19 protein-coding genes and 2 tRNA genes are annotated in these 17,226 nt (G+C 61.8%); 5 read left to right on the top strand and 16 right to left on the bottom strand.

Annotation, left to right across the window (positions count from 1 at the left end):
- Window positions 1-13 precede the first annotated feature (13 nt).
- From NKH02_RS26195 to NKH02_RS26185, 3 genes are all read right to left on the bottom strand, one after another.
- Entirely contained in the window at window positions 14-1,042 is a 1,029-nt protein-coding gene (locus tag NKH02_RS26195; RefSeq protein WP_352882614.1) for an amino acid ABC transporter substrate-binding protein, read from the bottom strand.
- A gap of 407 nt (window positions 1,043-1,449) precedes the next feature.
- A complete protein-coding gene (locus tag NKH02_RS26190) occupies window positions 1,450-2,304 on the bottom strand; it encodes a DUF2182 domain-containing protein (RefSeq protein WP_352882613.1) in 855 nt (284 codons plus the stop codon).
- A gap of 9 nt (window positions 2,305-2,313) precedes the next feature.
- The gene (locus NKH02_RS26185; protein ID WP_352882612.1) at window positions 2,314-2,949 is read right to left on the bottom strand and encodes a DUF1326 domain-containing protein; all 636 of its coding nucleotides are present in this window, start codon (window positions 2,947-2,949) and stop codon (window positions 2,314-2,316) included.
- Window positions 2,950-3,550: 601 nt separating this feature from the next.
- Between NKH02_RS26185 and NKH02_RS26180 the strand changes: the two genes are divergently transcribed.
- The 3 genes from NKH02_RS26180 (at window position 3,551) to NKH02_RS26170 (ending at window position 6,377) form a co-directional block, all read left to right on the top strand.
- Complete coding sequence (locus NKH02_RS26180) at window positions 3,551-4,735, top strand: cystathionine beta-lyase (protein ID WP_352882611.1); 1,185 nt, start codon at window positions 3,551-3,553, stop codon at window positions 4,733-4,735.
- Between the two features lie 130 nt (window positions 4,736-4,865).
- Complete coding sequence (locus tag NKH02_RS26175; protein WP_352882610.1) at window positions 4,866-5,954, top strand: HPP family protein; 1,089 nt, start codon at window positions 4,866-4,868, stop codon at window positions 5,952-5,954.
- 114 nt (window positions 5,955-6,068) lie between these two features.
- Window positions 6,069-6,377, top strand: coding sequence for a cupredoxin domain-containing protein (locus tag NKH02_RS26170; RefSeq protein WP_352882609.1), 309 nt, complete (start codon window positions 6,069-6,071; stop codon window positions 6,375-6,377).
- Here NKH02_RS26170 and NKH02_RS26165 read toward each other — a convergent pair.
- Window positions 6,338-7,219: a crotonase/enoyl-CoA hydratase family protein gene (locus tag NKH02_RS26165; RefSeq protein ID WP_352882607.1), complete on the bottom strand. Its 882-nt coding sequence runs from the start codon at window positions 7,217-7,219 to the stop codon at window positions 6,338-6,340. The genes NKH02_RS26170 and NKH02_RS26165 overlap by 40 nt on opposite strands.
- Before the next feature lie 87 nt (window positions 7,220-7,306).
- On the opposite strand from NKH02_RS26165, the gene NKH02_RS26160 reads away from it, so the two are divergent.
- A complete protein-coding gene (locus tag NKH02_RS26160; protein ID WP_352882606.1) occupies window positions 7,307-7,888 on the top strand; it encodes a TetR/AcrR family transcriptional regulator in 582 nt (193 codons plus the stop codon).
- Window positions 7,889-7,890: 2 nt separating this feature from the next.
- Here NKH02_RS26160 and NKH02_RS26155 read toward each other — a convergent pair whose 3' ends face one another.
- The 7 genes from NKH02_RS26155 to NKH02_RS26125 all read right to left on the bottom strand — a co-directional run bounded on the left by NKH02_RS26155 (window position 7,891) and on the right by NKH02_RS26125 (window position 13,510).
- The gene (locus NKH02_RS26155) at window positions 7,891-9,117 is read right to left on the bottom strand and encodes an anion transporter (protein WP_352882604.1); all 1,227 of its coding nucleotides are present in this window, start codon (window positions 9,115-9,117) and stop codon (window positions 7,891-7,893) included.
- A 154-nt stretch (window positions 9,118-9,271) separates the two neighbouring features.
- Window positions 9,272-10,237: a glycosyltransferase family 4 protein gene (locus NKH02_RS26150; protein WP_352882602.1), complete on the bottom strand. Its 966-nt coding sequence runs from the start codon at window positions 10,235-10,237 to the stop codon at window positions 9,272-9,274.
- Window positions 10,238-10,515: 278 nt separating this feature from the next.
- Window positions 10,516-11,361, bottom strand: a complete 846-nt coding sequence (locus tag NKH02_RS26145) for an FkbM family methyltransferase (RefSeq protein WP_352882600.1) — start codon at window positions 11,359-11,361, stop codon at window positions 10,516-10,518.
- 267 nt (window positions 11,362-11,628) lie between these two features.
- A complete protein-coding gene (locus NKH02_RS26140) occupies window positions 11,629-12,417 on the bottom strand; it encodes a GGDEF domain-containing protein (protein ID WP_352882599.1) in 789 nt (262 codons plus the stop codon).
- 158 nt (window positions 12,418-12,575) lie between these two features.
- Window positions 12,576-12,800 carry a hypothetical protein gene (locus NKH02_RS26135; RefSeq protein WP_352868015.1) on the bottom strand — a complete coding sequence of 75 codons (225 nt, stop codon included), beginning with the start codon at window positions 12,798-12,800 and terminating at the stop codon, window positions 12,576-12,578.
- 281 nt (window positions 12,801-13,081) lie between these two features.
- Window positions 13,082-13,158 (bottom strand) — tRNA-Arg (locus NKH02_RS26130).
- 46 nt (window positions 13,159-13,204) lie between these two features.
- Complete coding sequence (locus NKH02_RS26125) at window positions 13,205-13,510, bottom strand: ETC complex I subunit (protein WP_056587179.1); 306 nt, start codon at window positions 13,508-13,510, stop codon at window positions 13,205-13,207.
- 124 nt (window positions 13,511-13,634) lie between these two features.
- Here NKH02_RS26125 and NKH02_RS26120 point away from each other — a divergent pair.
- A tRNA-Pro gene (locus NKH02_RS26120) sits at window positions 13,635-13,711 on the top strand.
- Between the two features lie 54 nt (window positions 13,712-13,765).
- On the opposite strand, the gene NKH02_RS26115 is transcribed toward NKH02_RS26120, so the two are convergent.
- The 5 genes from NKH02_RS26115 to NKH02_RS26095 all read right to left on the bottom strand — a co-directional run bounded on the left by NKH02_RS26115 (window position 13,766) and on the right by NKH02_RS26095 (window position 17,147).
- Window positions 13,766-14,149, bottom strand: a complete 384-nt coding sequence (locus NKH02_RS26115) for a type II toxin-antitoxin system VapC family toxin (RefSeq protein WP_352882597.1) — start codon at window positions 14,147-14,149, stop codon at window positions 13,766-13,768.
- The gene (locus NKH02_RS26110; protein WP_352882596.1) at window positions 14,146-14,403 is read right to left on the bottom strand and encodes a type II toxin-antitoxin system Phd/YefM family antitoxin; all 258 of its coding nucleotides are present in this window, start codon (window positions 14,401-14,403) and stop codon (window positions 14,146-14,148) included. Before NKH02_RS26110 ends, NKH02_RS26115 begins: the two co-directional genes overlap by 4 nt.
- A 300-nt stretch (window positions 14,404-14,703) precedes the next feature.
- The gene (gene hdaA / locus NKH02_RS26105; protein ID WP_352868021.1) at window positions 14,704-15,408 is read right to left on the bottom strand and encodes a DnaA regulatory inactivator HdaA; all 705 of its coding nucleotides are present in this window, start codon (window positions 15,406-15,408) and stop codon (window positions 14,704-14,706) included.
- Between the two features lies 1 nt (window position 15,409).
- Window positions 15,410-16,618 (bottom strand): AI-2E family transporter, encoded by a 1,209-nt coding sequence (locus tag NKH02_RS26100; RefSeq protein WP_352868023.1) that lies wholly within the window; start codon window positions 16,616-16,618, stop codon window positions 15,410-15,412.
- A complete protein-coding gene (locus NKH02_RS26095; protein WP_352882595.1) occupies window positions 16,590-17,147 on the bottom strand; it encodes a CDP-alcohol phosphatidyltransferase family protein in 558 nt (185 codons plus the stop codon). Before NKH02_RS26095 ends, NKH02_RS26100 begins: the two co-directional genes overlap by 29 nt.
- Between the last annotated feature and the right edge of the window lie 79 nt (window positions 17,148-17,226).

Raw genomic sequence — 17,226 nt, 5'->3', positions numbered from 1 at the left:
GATCACATTTCGATCAGCGGATCGGCGGAGCGTACTGCAGGCCACCCTTGGTCCACAGCGCGTTGATGCCGCGCGCGATCTTCAGCGGGCTGCCCGAACCGACATTGCGTTCGAACATTTCGCCATAATTGCCCACGGCCTTGACGATGTTGACGACCCAGTCGTTGGAGACGCCGAGATCGGTACCGATCTTGGTATCGGCTTCCTGGCCAAGCACGCGCTTGATCTCCGGGCTGGGCGAGTTCTTCATTTCGTCGACATTGGCCTTGGTGATGCCAAGCTCTTCCGCCTGCAACAGTGCGAAATAGGTCCACTTGACGATGTGGTACCACTGGTCGTCGCCCTGGCGCACGGCCGGTCCGAGCGGCTCCTTGGAGATGATCTCGGGCAGCACGACGTGGTCGGCCGGCGAGCCCAGCGTCAGGCGGATGCCGTAGAGGCCCGACTGGTCGGTGGTGTAGACGTCGCAACGGCCGGCGTCATAGGCGGCGTTGACCTCTTCCAGCTTTTCGAAGACGACCGGATTGTACTCCATCTTGTTGGCCTTGAAATAGTCGGCCAGATTGAGTTCGGTGGTGGTGCCGCTCTGCACGCAGACGGCGGCGCCGGAAAGCTGCAACGCCGAATTGACGCCCGGCAGCTTCTTGGCATTGATCATGAAACCCTGGCCGTCATAGTAGGTGACGCCGATGAAATTCAGGCCAAGCGCCGTGTCGCGGTTGATGGTCCAGGTGGTGTTGCGCGACAGGATGTCGATCTCGCCGGACTGCAGCGCGGTGAACCGCTCCTTGGCGCTGAGCGGCGTGAACTTGACCTTGGTGCCGTCACCAAAGACGGCGGCCGCGACAGCGCGGCAGAAATCCGCATCGATGCCTTGCCAGTCACCCTTGTCGTCCGGCGCCGAGAAGCCGGCCAGGCCTGTCGAGACGCCGCACTGGATGAAACCCTTCGCCTTGACGGTATCGAGCGTGGCCGCCGACGCGGCCGACACCATCAACCCAAGCGTGGCGGCGCCAAGAATGCCGATAGCAATATGTTTCATGACCCACAGACCCTTTTCTCTGTTTTTCAGGGCAAACCCTGACCTTTTTCCCGTGTGAATGCAGTTCCCGTTCCGGCCCATTCCCGGAACCCCGCATCGGTAACCGACGCGCAGCCTCCCATTCACGAATGTCATCGAAGGCGATAATTCCTGTGAGGTCAAGGGAAATGACCGAAACCGAAGGAGTTTGAAAACCGATTGCCGCAAATGCCTGAATTGCAGACAAACGCGCCCGCGAATTAGTCAGCAGCGCAAATAAAGACGGCAAAGCTCATACAACGCAAATGCAGGCCGCGGCAGGCGAGATTCATCCCAGGCAATACCTCGGCGTTACTGACCCGGCGCAATGGTATCCAACGCATATTGGGCGGTTGCGAGCCAATATCGCCTTGAGACAAGGATCGTTTTCAAAGCGCCCGAAAGACGAGCCAGGTTCCGATAGCAGCCATCAACGCGCCGGAAACGCGCGGGATCAACTGCCCGGTCGGGACCGTTTTCTCCAGCAAGACAAGGATGGCGATGCCGGCGATCCAGAGCACGTTCATGACGCCGCCGACGAACAGCAGAGCCATCAGCGCCCAGCAGCAACCGAGACAATAGGCGCCATGATCGACGCCGAGCCGAAGTGCGCCGAGCGGAGCGGAGCGGAACCCGCCATGGCTGGTCAGGAACGCGATCGGCGCCTGACATTGGCGCAGGCAGACGCCCTTGATCGGCGTCCATTGATAGAGACCAGCGGCGATCAGGACGAGCCCACCGAGGATCGCGCTGTCGGTCGCCATCGAGGGATCGAGCAGGGCAAGACGGGCGAGCAGCCATTGCGCACCGGTCGCCACGATGCTGAACACGACCCAGACGGCGAGATAGCCGGCAAAAAACCATCCCGTCGAAGCGATAGGCCGGCCATCCGCTCGCGCCTTGCGAGCGACGCCGGCATAGAGCAGCAGCATCGGCGCGACCGAAGGCGTCATCATGCCGACCATCATCACCGCCCACATCGTGAAGATGAAAGCGAAATCGGCCGATGCCCATGCCCGAAAACCGGGCGCCACCGTGGCGCCCATATCCATGCCGCCCATGTTCGACATGTCCACTCCCGCCATGTCACTGCCTGCGCTGTCCGGCAAGGGGGAGCCGGGCATGACCATGTGGGCGGCGAGCCACAGCACGTAGGCCCAGGCGAGCACGGCAATCACGACGAGCGCGGCCGTTACGACCGCGCGGTCGCGCCGCAGCACCGCCTCGAGGGCTGTGTCGGTCATTGGATCAGGTCAATGCACGATGCCACTCTGCGTGAGATGCAGATTGGCGAAATGGCTGTGCGAATCGGCCAGTTCGAACTTGATTGGGCCCGTCGTCTTGGTCCAGCCACGTCCGACTTCGGCGATCGCGTATTCGAAGCCGTGCGGCAGGTCGATGCGCGCCCGGTGTTCCGCGCCGGTGACCGGATTCTTGATCGGCTCGCCATGGCCGTCGGTTACGCCGTTGACGTGCAGCCGCGCGGTTCGCGCGCCGACATCGACCTTGAATTCGATCGGGGCAAAGATCGGATCGTGGAATTTCTCCAGCGTGGTCGAAAAGACCTGGAATATCGTCGCACCTGGTTCGGTATCCAGACCGCCCAATATGCGAAGCAGCGCACCACGCTGGGCCTCGGTCGCCCTGTCGTCGATAACCACAGCGGCTTCGCCCCTGCCCTCGTGTATGGCGCCGGGCCAGCGGAAAATTCCGACGAACCGCAATCCGTCGAGCTTGGTGTCGCCGTGATGGCCACTCTCGATTTCCATGCCAGCAACCGCTTCACAGAAACCGTATGTCGGCATGGCGTTGAACTGGCACGGGCAGCCATAGGCGCAGTTGCAGTTGGTGAATTCGCGCGCCTTCATTGTCCATTTGACGTCGGGCATGGCATTCCTCCCCTTGCCGCGCGCACGCTTCGTGAACGCGATCCGGATCGTGGAGGACCAGAAGGACAACCGGCAACAACCATCCGGCAGCATCTGATCGAAGCAATCCGGCGATTAATATTAGCAGACGATTATATATCTTTCGCAATCGTCCACAATAGGCCGATCGGCGGAGATAGGGCTCCGAATTCAGGTTAATAAAAGACCTGACGACAGCCAGTTCGGCGGTGTTGGCAGTTTTTGTGCCGGCAGCTTTTCACGATAGGAATTTTTTCTTGATTCCATGACCTCAGCTATGGTACATATTCCTCCATGGTGCTGATTTGCGCCAGTGACCCGCCGCACAGGCGGGTTTTTCGGTTGATGCTCCGTCAGCCAACGCGCCGGCGAAGGCTGCGAGGGAACCCGAGTTCGTTGCCCTGTCGGCGGAGACTGGCGCTGTTGCCTACAACGCACCGCCGGGGTCGCGTCACTCCCCGCATCGCCACCGTTTGCCGCGACGAATTGGCATATTCGAAGTCCATCCCCTGGCGGCCGGTGGCTGTTGCACGGTCCATGACGCCGCACTATGGCTAGCGGCTTGTCAACAAGGCGACGCGGAATGGCGAAAGACGGCAGCGAACACTTTAGCGGCGGGATGGGCATCAACACGCGGCTCGCCCATTCAGGCAACAATCCGCATGACTATTTCGGCTTCGTCAATCCGCCGGTGGTGCATGCCTCGACCGTGCTTTTTCGTGACGCGGCGTCGATGGCGGCACGCAGCCAGAAATACACCTACGGCACGCGCGGCACGCCGACGACCGATGCCCTTGCCCACGCCATAGACGCGCTGGAAGGCTCGGCCGGCACGATCGTGGTGCCATCGGGCCTGGCGGCGGTGACCGTGCCGCTGCTCGCCTTCGTGTCGGCGGGCGACCATCTGCTGATCGTCGATACCGTCTATCACCCGACCCGCAACTTCGCCGACACGATGCTGAAGCGGCTGGGCATCGAGGTCGAATACTACGCTCCCGAGGTCGGCGCCGGCATCGCGGCGTTGATCAAGTCCAACACCAAGGTGGTGTTCACGGAATCTCCAGCGTCCAATACGTTCGAGGTGCAGGACATCCCGGCCATCGTCAAGGCGGCGCACGCCGCGGGCGCCATCGTCATGATGGACAACACCTGGGCGACGCCGCTGTATTTCCGTCCACTGGACCACGGCGTCGACATCTCGATCCATGCGGCGACGAAGTACCCGGCCGGCCATTCCGACGTGCTGCTGGGCACGGTGTCGGCCAATGAGAGCTGCTGGAAGCATCTCTATGAAAGCTTCTGCACGCTTGGCTGCTGTGCCGGACCCGACGACGTCTACCAGGTGCTGCGCGGCCTGCGCACCATGGGCGTGCGCCTGGAGCATCATCAGCGCAGCACGCTCGCCATCGCCTCCTGGCTCGAAGGCCAGAAAGGCGTGGCGCGCGTGCTCCACCCTGCCCTACCCAGCCACCCGGACCACGATTTGTGGAAGCGCGACTTCTCCGGTTCGAGCGGCATCTTTTCCATCGTCCTTGCCGGCGGCGGCCAGAAGCAGCAGCACGCCTTCCTCGACGCACTGCGGATCTTCGGCCTCGGCTATTCCTGGGGCGGCTATGAGAGCCTTGCCGTGCCGGTCTGGCTCGGCGACCGCGTTGTCGCGAAAGCGCCCTATGAGGGTCCGTTGATCCGCCTGCAGATCGGCCTCGAGGATGTCGACGACCTGAAGGCCGACATTTCGCGCGGCCTGACCGCCGCGGCGGCTGCGTAGCGGAATTCTATTCCCTCAAACTGCTGTTTCCCGGATCAGTTTGGCTTTCAAATCCAATGTTGCCGCGTCATTGCGGTGCGAACAGTACACTTTCGACTTCCCCTGGAATACGGCAGAGTTTTTCGACGTCATGGCCTTCCGCCTCTTTGTTCCCATTCTTGCCGGCGCGACGCTGCGCGAGCGCCTTGTCGCCTGCATCGGCGCGACGATCGGCATTGCACTCACCGGCGTCATCGCCAGCCTTGTGCTCGGCAACGGTCCGCATGTGCCGCTGCTGGTGGCGCCGATGGGGGCGTCGGCCGTGCTCCTGTTCGCCGTCCCCGCCAGCCCGCTGGCGCAGCCATGGTCGATCATCGGCGGCAACACGATATCGGCACTGGTCGGCGTGATCGTGGCGCATTTCATCCACGAAACCGCGCTTGCCAGCGGCATCGCGGTGGCACTGGCCATCGCCGCCATGTCGTTCACGCGCTGCCTGCATCCACCGGGCGGAGCCGCCGCCCTGACCGCGGTGCTGGGAGGGCCCGCCGTCATCAGCGCCGGCTTCCTGTTCCCATTCGTGCCGGTGGCGCTGAACTCGATCCTGCTGGTGGCGCTCGGCTACGGCTTCCACAGACTGGCCCGGCGCAATTATCCGCATGTGCCGGTTGCAGCACCGACGAATAGCCATGGCACCAGCGATCCGCCTGCACAGTCGCGCGTCGGCTTCCGGTCCGAAGACATCGATGCCGCGCTTGGCGCACTCGACGAGACATTCGATATCGATCGCGGCGATCTCGACCGGCTGCTGCGGCAAGTCGAATTGCAGGCGATGGTGCGCGCGCACAAGACCGTTCTGTGTGAGGACATCATGTCGCGCGATGTAATCTCGGTCGACGCACACACCTCAGCCGAGGCGGCGCGCCAATTGCTGCTCGACCACAACATCCGCACCTTGCCGGTCGTCAACGCGGAGGCAAGGCTGGCGGGCACCGTGGGATTGCGGGAACTGACCCTGGCCTCAGGCACGGTTGGATCCGTGATATCGCCGGCGGCGACAGCCGCCGCCGATTTCGCCGCCATGGGTCTGCTGCCCGTGCTCACCAATGGCCGCAGCCATGCGGTGATCATCGTCGACGACGACGAGCGGATTCTCGGGCTGATCACCCAGACCGATCTCCTGGCGGCCACGGCGCGCCTGCAGGCTGCTGACAAGCCTTCATTGGATGCGGTAGCTTAACCCCGCCGGACCCGGAGAAAGATCTTCGGGAACCTTTTGCCGGCAACAGCGTCCAATCTCTCAATCTCAGCATGCCGAACACATCGCCGGCATGCTGAAGCAAGGACCGGGAGCATGCCGAAACGCAATCTGTGGATTGCGTTGATGCTGGCCGGCGGTATCGTCCCGGCGCAAGCTGAAACCATCCAGGTCACCATCGACAAACTGGTGTTCTCGCCGGCCGCCGTCGAGGCGAAGGTCGGCGACACGATCGAGTGGGTGAACAAGGACGCGTTCGCCCACACGGCCACTTTGAAAGGTGGCTGGGAGGTGACGATCCCGCCGAAGAAATCCGCGAGCCTGACATTGAAAGCCGCGGGATCGGTCGACTATTTCTGCCGCTTTCACCCCAATATGAAAGGCCGGCTGGTGGTGGCGCCCTGATCCGACGCCAGCGAGGCTCGCCTGGGCTCGTCAGGCCGCGCGATATGCGTCCATGTGCCCTTATGGCGCGGCTCGCGCCGCTCGATCCAGGCATCGAGCCCTTCGCGCAAATCGGCTGTCGAGGCCATGCGGGCGAACTGCTCGGCCTCGACCAGCAGGCCGTCGGCGATGCTCTGGTTGAGGCCGCGCGCCACCGCCGTGAGGATGCTCGCGATCGCCAGATCGGAGTGCCGCAGGATACGCCTGGCCAGGCCGATTGCGGCCGGCATCAAATCGCCATGCGGCACCACCTCGTTGACGAGGCCAAGTTCGAGAGCGCGCCGCGGCGGGAACCAATCGCCGGTCAAAAGCAGTTCCAGCGCCCGCTTGCGCCCTGCGAGCCTGGGCAAGCGCTGCGTTCCACCAAAAGTCGGCGGCATCGCAAGGTTGATTTCCGGCTTGGCGAACAAAGCCCGGTCGCTGGCAATGGCCAGCGGCACCGCCTCGGTGATTTCGCAGCCGCCACCAAAGGCAATGCCGTTGACGGCGGCGATGACGGGTTTGCGGAAGGCTTCCAGCCTTGCCGTCAGGCGCTGCCCGCGCATGACGAAGTCCCGCATCGCGACATCGACGCCAAGCGCCACGCTGGCCGAGAACTCGGCGATGTCGCCACCCGCCGAAAACGCCCGCTCCCCTGCTCCGGTAAGAATGACCGCCCGGACGCCGTCGTCGATTTCAATGTCGTCGAGGATCGCAAGCAGGCGATCGATCAGGGCATAGTTCAGCGCATTGAGTTTCTCCGGCCGGTTGAGGGTGAGGATGGCAATCCCATCCCTGGTCTCGTTGAGGACAAGATCGGTCATTGGCTCTTCCTTCTCCATCATGCTGATGGCCGGAAGACTATGCCCTTTGGCGCTTGTGTATATTCACTAGTCGGTATACTTAAGCTCATGCCTGACGCACAAAGCCCCACCCGCAAACGCATTGTCGATGCCGCGACCAGGCTCTTCTACGCCGAAGGAATCGGTCGCGTCAGCGTCGATGCCGTCGCCGAGGCGGCGGGTCTCACCAAGCGGACGCTCTACTACCATTTCAAGAGCAAGGACGACCTCATCGCCGCATATCTCGATGGCCGCGACCAACCCAATCTGAAGCGGATGGCCGGCTGGTTCGATGCTGCCGAAGGCGGCGCGGATCGCAAGGTCGAGGCGATCTTTACCAATCTGGCACGGGCCGCCCGCCATCCGAAATGGAAAGGATGCGGTTTCCTGCGCACGGCCGCGGAACTCGCCTCGATGCCCGGACATCCGGCGATCAAGGTCGGGTCGCGGCACAAGTTGAATTTCGAAACATGGCTGGCTGGCGAATTGTCCGATCGCGGCGTCGGGGAGCCGCAAGCCTTGGCGCGCGAGATCGTAGTCCTGATCGACGGCTCGTTTTCGATCATGCTGATCCACCGCAACCCCGATTATATCGAGGCGGCCGGCCGCGCCGCGGCGACGCTTGTGCGGGCGCGGACTTCAAGCGACTAGATCTAGAACCCAAGCGCCAGCCATGCGGTGCCGGCCGCCAGCGTTATCAGCGTCAAGGGCAAGCCTACCTTGAAGAAGGCGCCGAATGACAGCGGCGTGCCGGCGGCCCGTGCCTGTTCGGCGACGATCAAATTGGCGACCGAGCCAAGCAGCGTGAAATTGCCGGCCAGCGTCGAGCTCATGGCGACCACCAGCCAGGCGCGCTCGGGGTTTTCGAGGCCGGGAATGAAAGGCCGCAGCGCCAGCACTGCCGGGACATTGCTCATGATGTTGGAGAGCACCGCGGTGAAGCCCGACAGGCGCCAGACATCGTCCAGCCCGAGGTTCTTTGCCGAGGCGATCATGTCTGATGTAAGCAGCGTCTTTTCGGCGCCGGCGACCACAATGAACAGGCCGGCGAACATGAACAGCAGCGGACCGTCGATCTCGCGGTAGATGCGTTCCGGCTTGATGGCGCGGGTGAGCAAGAGGATCGCGCCGCCGACGAGTGCCGCCTTGGCGACGGGCACACCAGCGAAGAAGGCAATTGCCAGTCCGATGCACACCACCACCGCCTTCAGCACCTGCCGCTTGTGCATGCGGCCACGCGAGACCTCGGGCGTCAATTGGACCTTTCGGGCGAATTCGGCCCGGTAGACGACGCGGATGATGACAACGACCGCGACGAGGCCGAACAGAGCGACCGGAGCGAGTGCCGCCGAAAAGGCCGGATAGGAAATGCCCGACAGCGCGCCGATGACCATGTTTTGCGGATTGCCGGTGATGGTGGCGACGCTGCCGCAATTCGACGCGGTGGCGGTGGCGATCAGATAGGGGATCGGGTTGCGCTTGATGACGCGGGTGACGTGGACGACGATCGGCGCCATGACAAGGCAGATGGCGTCGTTAACCAGGAAGGCCGACAGCACGCCGGTCAGCAGCGTCACCATCACCAAAAGTATGAAGGGCGCATGCGCGTGCTCGATGGCGATGGCGCCAAGGCCGCGAAAGGCGCCCGACACTTTCAGATGCGCCACCACGATCATCATGCCGAGCAGAAGCGTGATGGTGTCGAAATTGATCGCCCGGTAGGCGTCCTCCATGCTGAGCGCGCCGATGGCGATCATCGCGGCCCCGCCGAGCAGCGCGATCCCCGCACGGTCGAGACGCAGGCCGGGGATGCGGCCAATGGCGACACCGGCGTAAGTCAGGACAAGGATCAGCAGAGCCGCCGCGCTCATCAATGTCATCGGTAAGAAGTCCTGCTCAGCCTGTGGTGCGCGCTGGCTGTCCGCCCCGATGGTCCGCCTGCATGCCGGCTTTAACGCGATGTCGAGATCGTTGACAACACACGGACACGTGTTGCGCCGAGGGTGTCCGCGAAGCCCGACGGATGATGTGCCGCTAACGCAGATAGAAATCCAGCCGCCGTCGCAGTGCCTGCGGCGAAAACAACTGCTCGACCGTCTGCCGCGCCTCGCGACCCACTGTCGCCCGCAGTTTCGGATCGGCTTTGAGATCGGCCAGGATCCGCGCCGCCTGTTGCGTCGTCTCGAACAGGAAGCCGTTTTCGCCATGCCTGATGTGGTCGGCGTAGCCGCCATGCGAATGACAGACCACGGGCAAACCACAGGCCATCGCCTCCAACACCACGCGACCGAACGTCTCCACCACATGCGAGCCGGTGCGATAGTAGAATGCGTCCAGCTTCAACAGGAACTGTTCGGCGGCAAATTGGCCCTGCGGCAGGAGTTCCAATCGCGGATGGAGCGCGAGCCGCTCCTTCAGCGGCATCCCGCCCTGAATCCGCACCGCAGCGCCATCCGCCAGCAATGCCTCGTAAAGCGGCGCATCGTCGGCGTGATGCTTGTCCGGCGCATCGCGGCTCAGCCGCCCCACCGTGAACGGACCATCCGGTCGGACCAGCCTTGGTGAAAAACGTCCGATCTCGATCGGCGACGGATGCACGACACCGTCGATTTGAAGCACGCTTTTTTGAAAATCGGAAATCAGCACCAGTTCGGCTTCGGGCCAGTTCAGCATGCGGGGCATGCGCGCCGTCAGCGCGATGACTTTCGGGTGAAAGGTGTTGAAGACGTAGATCACCCGGCGCGGCCGCGGGATCAGGTAAGGCCATATTTTGTTGCGCCAATGCGCTCCGAGAAAGACATAGGTGCCGCCATCCGGCACGTTCCGCGTTAGCGGCGAGATGCGGCGAATTGGTGAGTGTCGCATCAACTCGCCGGACACCCTGGAGGAGGTAGCCCACAGACGCACCTCCGCGTCCGCGCTCAACAGCCGATAGAGTTCCAGCGTCTCGAGGTCACTGCCGCCAAAGGGGCTCTGAAAGCCATTGAATAGATGGATCATTGTTGCCGCGCTGACCTTGCCTTGTCTCGTCCCGCCATTCGTTCGCCGGCATTGAGAAGGCCCGTGACTGGACCGCCGCCCGGATGCTTAGGGAACTTAGGAAAGCGGGAATGTTTTCAGCGGTGCCCCATAATCACCGAGGCGGAAGAAGCACGGCGATAAGGCAACGTCAAGGAAAGCGATCCGAGGCAGCTTTCCTTCACCGCACGTTGGCGAGTCCCGGGTTACGGGAAACAAAAAGGCCGCCGACACCAGCCTGTTATGCGGTGTGACGAGCTTTACGGCAGCAGAAGAATATCGCTCTCCCCGCCAGGCAAATTGCGAATGTCCATCTCTCTTTCCGACTTCCCGCTGAAGACGACGCAGCGCCCATAGTGCTGAGATAGATATGCGGTCATTTCGTTCGCTTCTGATGGCCCGTACCAAGACGGCACATACTCCATCAAGATCGGAATGCGACGATCAACCAGTTCCCTCATGGACTTCAACGCTCCCAGTTCGGCACCCTCGATGTCCATCCAGACAAGACCGATGTCGTCAGGGCTAACGTTCACCCCACGCAGAATATCATCCACGCGACGGAGCGGCACTCGCGTTGAGCACGCGTTGTCTTTTGGCTTGATCATACTGCTTGCGCCATAATTTCTTTCGTTGAAATAAAAATCAACGACGCCGTTGTGATCGCCCACCGCGCACTCCACAACTATTGTTTTATCTGTCAAATCATTGAGAAATAGATTCTGTTTCAGTAGTTTGACGTTTCTTGGCTCCGGCTCAACGCAAATTAGCCGATCGAACTGGCCGCTACGCGTCAAATATACACTATGCGTACCAATATTTGCGCCAATCTCTAAAAGAGTCTTCCCTCCTGGCTTTCCAACAATCTCTAGTACCCTGTCCGCCAGTCCACGTTGAAAGTGACCATTCTTGAATAAACTCTTTCCTATTGTTTCGTGCGGAGAGAATGTCAGCTTATGATCAGCAAACTGCCTGGTAACTAGTACTATATCGTTGTTTATCGTCAGCAAGCTGATCTGCCGAAACTGATCAAAGGATCGAAGCCGCTCAAACACTCTATCACGCGAGCGTCGAAGCGCTTTTTCAATTGAAGGAAATATTTTCATGAGTGGGTTCTTGAATGACTCTTATGGCCAATGGTCAGAAAGCAATACATTCACGGCAACGCACTGAAAAGGTCTCAATGCGCTGCGCATGCCGAATTGCCGCGCAAGCCGAATTAAAGTCGAGCCACAGCACGAGAGAATGCGTCGATCTATTCGCTGGAGAAACGGAGCGGCGGTGACGCCAGATCGCGTCATCGGCTCAGATCGGACGAATGAGTCGCTATTTTCGTGGGCGATCTGGACTGATCGCGACGGTCGCCTTTGCTCTCAATGCACCGTAGCGACGCTGGGTTGAGGCACCGGGGCGGCCGCCGCCGGATCGAAGCTGACCTGATCGCGCCCGTTCGACTTGGCCGTGTAAAGCCTTCTGTCCGCAGCGGAGAAGATTTCCTGATAGGTGATCGGTCCGGTAAAGCTCGTGCCGCCGATGCTGACGGAAAGCGGGCAAGGTCTGCCACCGGGCGAAAAGTCCATCTCCCTGATACGCCGGCGGATGCTTTCGGCAACCACCCAGGATTGCGAGGGATCCACGCCGGGAAGAAACACGCCGAATTCTTCGCCGCCGATGCGGCCGACAATATCGCCGCCACGCAGTTGCCCTTTGATCGCCTGCGCTATCAGCTTGAGCGCCTGGTCGCCGCAGTCATGGCCCAGGCGGTCGTTGATCAACTTGAAGTGGTCGGCGTCGATGATCAGCAGCGCCCCCGAACGGGTCTGCTCCTGCTTGCGGGTCTGCTCGAGATAGGCCTCGACCAGCATCGAGAAGGCACCACGGTTCAGCACCGCCGTCAGGCTGTCGGTCGCGGCAATGACGCTGAGGTCGCGCTGCGCGATGGCCAACTGGCGGATCTTCCACATGAGGAAAAACAAAAACGAGCCGCCCAGCACCAAAGGCAGCATCAGGTCGGTCATCTGCGCCCGCCACACGGCCTCGCGCGACAGATAGGGGAAATTGAAAGAATCGACGAAGAACGCCACGGCAATGAAGAATGCCGTACCGGCGATGGTCACAGCGATCACCCTGCCCCAACCCGTCGGCGACAGATCGATCCTCATCGCGTTCAACTCCGTTAGTCGCCGCTACCATGACGGACCAACGCAAACAAATTGATAAGACTTTCCCTCCAATTGAATATCGGGCGGCAAGGCAACGGCCGCTGACGGCGGCCGCGCTGGCTCTCGCGATCAGAACTTCGGGCTGATGGAGGGAAATGTCAGCGGTTGGACGCCTGTTCGCCCAGCGTCTCGACAACGAAGGATGCCGCGATTAGGTCGTCGGCATCCAGCCGTAGGGAGCCGTCGCCCGGCCCCATGATGGCGGCGACCTTGTGAAACGTTTTCATCTCATGGTCGGAAATTTCCGCATCCTGCATTCTCGCCCTGAGTTCAGCGATACGCCGCCCCAACGAAGGGGACGTTCCAATTTCACGTTTCGACATAGCCTGGCTTCTCCTCCCCCAACCCGCGCTTGTTTTGCCCCACCCATTCGCCGGCCCGCACATTGCCTTTTTAATAGGCACCGCGAATACAAGGCCCCGAACGCGCTATGGGAGCTAAGGTTCCAACCCTGCCAGATCACGAAATAATTCCGGATCGCCGCGCCGAATGGGCTGCAAGGCCAGACTGGATTCCCTGCTGCATAGGGTTGCGGCGCTGGCCGTCGCTGGATGCCAGGGCTTGCGGCATTGATCAGAATACCGGCACAAGTCTTTGAAATTACTGGCGATCCCGACAGGATTCGAACCTGTGACCATCGGCTTAGAAGGCCGGTGCTCTATCCAGCTGAGCTACGGGACCGCTAGCCGGCCTTTGGGCCGGCTGGATGCTTGACGCTGGCCGCTGTTCAATGCGTCCAGGGCGTCCTGCGGTCATAGCGGAAATTCTCCGCATAGGAAATCTGGCGGCGCTTGGTCTCTTTCGGCTCCTCGACGCGGTAGGCGAGTGCTTCCTTTTCGGCGTAGGCCACCGCCTCTTCGCGCGTATCGAAGGTGAGCCTGATCTGGCTTCTCATGTCTCCCGACGTCGTATAGCCCATCAGCGGGTCGATCTTCTTGCGCATCTCGGGGTCAAATTCCAGCACCCAGTAGCCGGTCTTGGCCTTGCCGGACTGCATCGCGGTTTTGGCAGGGCTGAAAATGCGCGCGGACATGGCCACCTCGTTATTGTGCAAGGCAGCATCGCCACCCTTCGACCGTCATTACTGCGCAATGCGCATGGCGGCAAGGTTTTTGCACTTGCCATGCTCCACTGAAATGAATAGGCAACAGACCGTTCGGAGTGTAGCGCAGCCTGGTAGCGCATCTGGTTTGGGACCAGAGGGTCGGGAGTTCGAATCTCTCCACTCCGACCATCCACCATCCCTGGCAATGCAAATGCCCCGGCGATGGTCACCCTGCTCCGGTTCCTAGAGCACACTCTCTATGTCGGTCTTAGAAAAATCGCCGCCGACATAAAGCAGGCGGCAGGCATGCTCCTTCGCCACTTCGTAGGCGAAGCAGTCGCCGAAATTGAGTCCAGCCGGGTGGTTGCCCTCGCCCCATCGAGCATAAGCCTCGGCGATGCGGCGCGCCGAGGCCGGCGTCACCGCCACTATCTCGAAACCAAGTCCGTCGATCAGGCCGGACAACTCTTCACCGACATTGCGTCGTGCCGCGACGATCAAGGCTTCGGCCACGGTGCCGGCGGAAATCAGAACGTCATCCCCGGCTTCGAGGGCGGCGATACACAGGTTCGCATCGGGCGCATCAAGAACAATCGCCATGAGAGCCGAGGTATCGACCGCGATCATTCGGGCAGGCCATCATCACCATAGAGGAAATCCTGGCTACGGGCAGCGGACGGTCCGGCCTTCGCCTTGGCAGCCCCTGCCGCACGCACGGCTTCCAGGAGCGCCCGGCGGCCCACCTTGTCGAGCATTGCCTTGATGGGAACCAGCCGCACCGCGGCATGGCCGTGACGGGTCAGAATGACCTCGTCGCCCGCCTCCGCACGGCGCACCAACTCGGTCAGCTGCCCCTTGGCGTCGGTGACAGATACTTGCATTGGTCGCTCCTTATGGACCATTCGATGGTCCACATCTCAGCAGAGAGATAGACCATCGAATGGAAGCTGATGATTGCCGTTGGGAATGTCCACCGCCGCGGTACCGGCGATCGCTCGATGCATTTGAAGGCAAGCTCGCCGGGTGAGAGCCCAAGCGCCTCACTCCCAGGGCCTACAACCTGATTTGGAGCGCAGGCAGGACCGGGGTCAGCCGGCAAACTCATGCAATCACGTCGCACGAAGTGTTTCGCGGTTGCATGGCCGAGCAGGGTTTCGTCTCTCGCTGACCCGGCGGCGCCCTCAAATCTCGAACTCGCCCTGCCCTTCATCCATGGCACTGACGGTTTCCGCGGCGAGCGTGCGCGTGATCGGCGTCTTGCGCTCGAGCGCGGTGCGATCCAGCCTTTCCACCACGCGCATCGCTGTCGCCAGCGAGCGCTCGATACGGCGCACCAGGTATTGCACGACATGAGGCTCGACCTCGACCTGGCGGTCGGCGAACAGCTTGGTGATGACGCCGGCAAGCAAGAGATCGTCGGGCTCATGGATTTCCACCGTCGCCGCCGCCTTCAACCGTGAGGAAAGGTCAGGCAGCCTGACACCCCAGGCCGAGGGAAAGCGTCGCGCCGTCAGGAGCAGCGTGGACCCGGCACCACGCACCGCATTGATCAGATGGAACAGGCCATGTTCATCAACCGCTCCGGTATCGACATCGTCGATCAGTGCCGGGCGGGCGCCGAGATTGGCGATGCTGTCACCGATACGCTTGGCGTCGATCGCAACCGCGTTGGCGCGTTTGCGCCATATGGAGGCCAGATGTGTCTTGCCCGAGCCTGCGGGACCGGCCAGCACCACCACCTGCGAAGGCCAGTCCGGCCAGCGATCGACCAAGGCTACAGCCTGGTTGTTGGTGCCGGAGACGACGAGCTCGTCGCGCGAATAGCCGGTGCCATGGCCGAGATCGAGCGGCAACTGGCGCGGCGGATCGGTTGGCTGGGCAGTCACGTCAGCGACGCGGTTGCGTGCGGTGGCCGCCGCCGCGATCGGCCGGAAGCTGTGGCACAGGCCCCGCGCCGTGACCTTTGTAAAGCGGCGATTCGAGATAGCGGGCTATGGCAAACCGCACCAGCACGGCAACGGCAGCGGAAGCCGGCACCGCGATCAACAAGCCGACGAAGCCGAACAGCGCGCCGAAGGCAAACAGCGAAAACATCAGCCACACCGGATGCAGGCCGACGCTTTTGCCGACCAGCCGCGGCTGCAGGATGTTGCCCTCGATGAACTGGCCGATGAAGAACACCACCGCGACGGCGACGATCATCGTCCAGTCCGGCCAGAACTGAACGAAGGCGACGCCGACGGCCAGCACCAGCCCGGTCAGCGAGCCGACATAGGGAATGAAGGAGATCAGCCCGGCGAACAGGCCGATGAGGATGGCGAAATTCAGCCCGGTCAGCGTCAGCCCGGTGGCGTACATGGCGCCCAGCACCAGGCACAGCGTACCCTGGCCGCGCACGAAGCCGGCGGTGGCGGTGTTGATGTCCTTGGCGATGGCGCGCACCGTCGCGACATTGTCGCGCGGCACCCAGCTGTCGATGACCGCCACCATGCGGTCCCAGTCGAGCAGCATGTAGAAGGCGACCACCGGCGTCACCACGAACAGGCTGACCACCGAGACCAGCGCCACGCCGGAACTCCAGATCGAGGTGAAGACCGTGGTGAGCAGGCCGAAGCCGGAGGTCAGCAGCGAATTCAGTCCGTCGCGCAAGCCATTGGCGTTGACACCGAACTTCTGTTCCAGCCATTTCGGATCGAAAGAAGTGATCAGGCTCTGCAGCCGGGTCAGGTATTCCGGCAATTTGCCGGCGAAATCGGCCATCTGCGTCGCCAGCACCGGAATGAGGATGACGAAGGCCAGCACCAGCACGATAAGGAAGGTGATGAGGATGACCACCGTCGCCATGAAGCGCGACAGGCCGAGCCGCTGCAGCCGGTCGGCGACCGGATCGAGGAAATAGGCCAGCACCATGCCGGCGACGAACGGCAAAAGGATGCCTGAGAAGACGTAGAGGAACAGCGCCAGCAGGACGGCGCTGATCAGCCAGAAGCGGATCTGGCGGCGAAACGCCAGGGACGCAGTCTCGCCTGCCGCCGCGGCCTCGGCGGCCGCTTCGATGGATTCTTGATCAGGTGCCCGGTTTGGAGCCTTCGCCATAGCCGCTCATATGCCTCAGCCAAGCCACGAGATAGGCCGCGGCCGAAGCCACGGTCAAGACCCCGGACAGCAATATGAGGCCTGGCCTTAGCGGGTCGAGGTGAACCGACAGGGCAAGTTCGCCGAGCACCACCGAGGCCAGCACGATCTGGATGGCGGTGTTGGCCTTCGACACGAAAAGCGGCTTCATCTCGACCGGATGGGCCATGACGGTGGACAACACAACGGCGCAGACGATCAACGCGTCGCGCGACACCATGGTCACGACGAGCCAGAGCGGCAATTGCCCGATGAAGCCCATGACGACGAAGACCGAAACCAGCAGCAGCTTGTCGGCCATCGGGTCGAGATAGGTGCCGAGCGTTGACTGCTGGTTGAACCGGCGGGCGATGAAACCGTCGACGCCGTCGGAAATGCCGGCAACGAGGAACCCGGCAAAGGCCCAGTCCCAGCGCGCCTGCAGCATTGCCAGCACCACCGCCGGCACCAGAACAAAGCGCAGGATGGTGATCAGATTGGGGACGGTCAAATGCGTGCCTGTTGGGTTTGCTTGCCGATAAATGATGGAGACGAAGGAGGATCGCAAGGGAGAAGCGCCAGACATGGCA

Source organism: Mesorhizobium sp. M1396 (assembly GCF_040317725.1).
In the GTDB taxonomy this organism is placed as follows: Bacteria; Pseudomonadota; Alphaproteobacteria; order Rhizobiales; family Rhizobiaceae; genus Mesorhizobium.
The sequence above is the reverse complement of the archived record's forward strand: the minus strand, read 5'-3'. Positions and strand labels throughout refer to the sequence as shown.

What these genes read in the sequence shown, in the direction of transcription:
- NKH02_RS26190 (WP_352882613.1), bottom strand. Translation starts at nt 2,304, where the DNA reads ATGACCGACACAGCCCTCGAGGCGGTGCTGCGGCGCGACCGCGCGGTC.
- NKH02_RS26135 (WP_352868015.1), bottom strand. Translation starts at nt 12,800, where the DNA reads ATGTCGAAACGTGAAATTGGAACGTCCCCTTCGTTGGGGCGGCGTATC.
- NKH02_RS26175 (WP_352882610.1), top strand. Translation starts at nt 4,866, where the DNA reads ATGGCCTTCCGCCTCTTTGTTCCCATTCTTGCCGGCGCGACGCTGCGC.
- NKH02_RS26170 (WP_352882609.1), top strand. Translation starts at nt 6,069, where the DNA reads ATGCCGAAACGCAATCTGTGGATTGCGTTGATGCTGGCCGGCGGTATC.
- NKH02_RS26145 (WP_352882600.1), bottom strand. Translation starts at nt 11,361, where the DNA reads ATGAAAATATTTCCTTCAATTGAAAAAGCGCTTCGACGCTCGCGTGAT.
- NKH02_RS26110 (WP_352882596.1), bottom strand. Translation starts at nt 14,403, where the DNA reads ATGCAAGTATCTGTCACCGACGCCAAGGGGCAGCTGACCGAGTTGGTG.
- NKH02_RS26195 (WP_352882614.1), bottom strand. Translation starts at nt 1,042, where the DNA reads ATGAAACATATTGCTATCGGCATTCTTGGCGCCGCCACGCTTGGGTTG.
- NKH02_RS26115 (WP_352882597.1), bottom strand. Translation starts at nt 14,149, where the DNA reads ATGATCGCGGTCGATACCTCGGCTCTCATGGCGATTGTTCTTGATGCG.
- NKH02_RS26150 (WP_352882602.1), bottom strand. Translation starts at nt 10,237, where the DNA reads ATGATCCATCTATTCAATGGCTTTCAGAGCCCCTTTGGCGGCAGTGAC.
- NKH02_RS26140 (WP_352882599.1), bottom strand. Translation starts at nt 12,417, where the DNA reads ATGAGGATCGATCTGTCGCCGACGGGTTGGGGCAGGGTGATCGCTGTG.
- NKH02_RS26165 (WP_352882607.1), bottom strand. Translation starts at nt 7,219, where the DNA reads ATGACCGATCTTGTCCTCAACGAGACCAGGGATGGGATTGCCATCCTC.
- NKH02_RS26160 (WP_352882606.1), top strand. Translation starts at nt 7,307, where the DNA reads ATGCCTGACGCACAAAGCCCCACCCGCAAACGCATTGTCGATGCCGCG.
- NKH02_RS26125 (WP_056587179.1), bottom strand. Translation starts at nt 13,510, where the DNA reads ATGTCCGCGCGCATTTTCAGCCCTGCCAAAACCGCGATGCAGTCCGGC.
- NKH02_RS26155 (WP_352882604.1), bottom strand. Translation starts at nt 9,117, where the DNA reads ATGACATTGATGAGCGCGGCGGCTCTGCTGATCCTTGTCCTGACTTAC.
- NKH02_RS26180 (WP_352882611.1), top strand. Translation starts at nt 3,551, where the DNA reads ATGGCGAAAGACGGCAGCGAACACTTTAGCGGCGGGATGGGCATCAAC.
- NKH02_RS26185 (WP_352882612.1), bottom strand. Translation starts at nt 2,949, where the DNA reads ATGCCCGACGTCAAATGGACAATGAAGGCGCGCGAATTCACCAACTGC.
- NKH02_RS26100 (WP_352868023.1), bottom strand. Translation starts at nt 16,618, where the DNA reads ATGGCGAAGGCTCCAAACCGGGCACCTGATCAAGAATCCATCGAAGCG.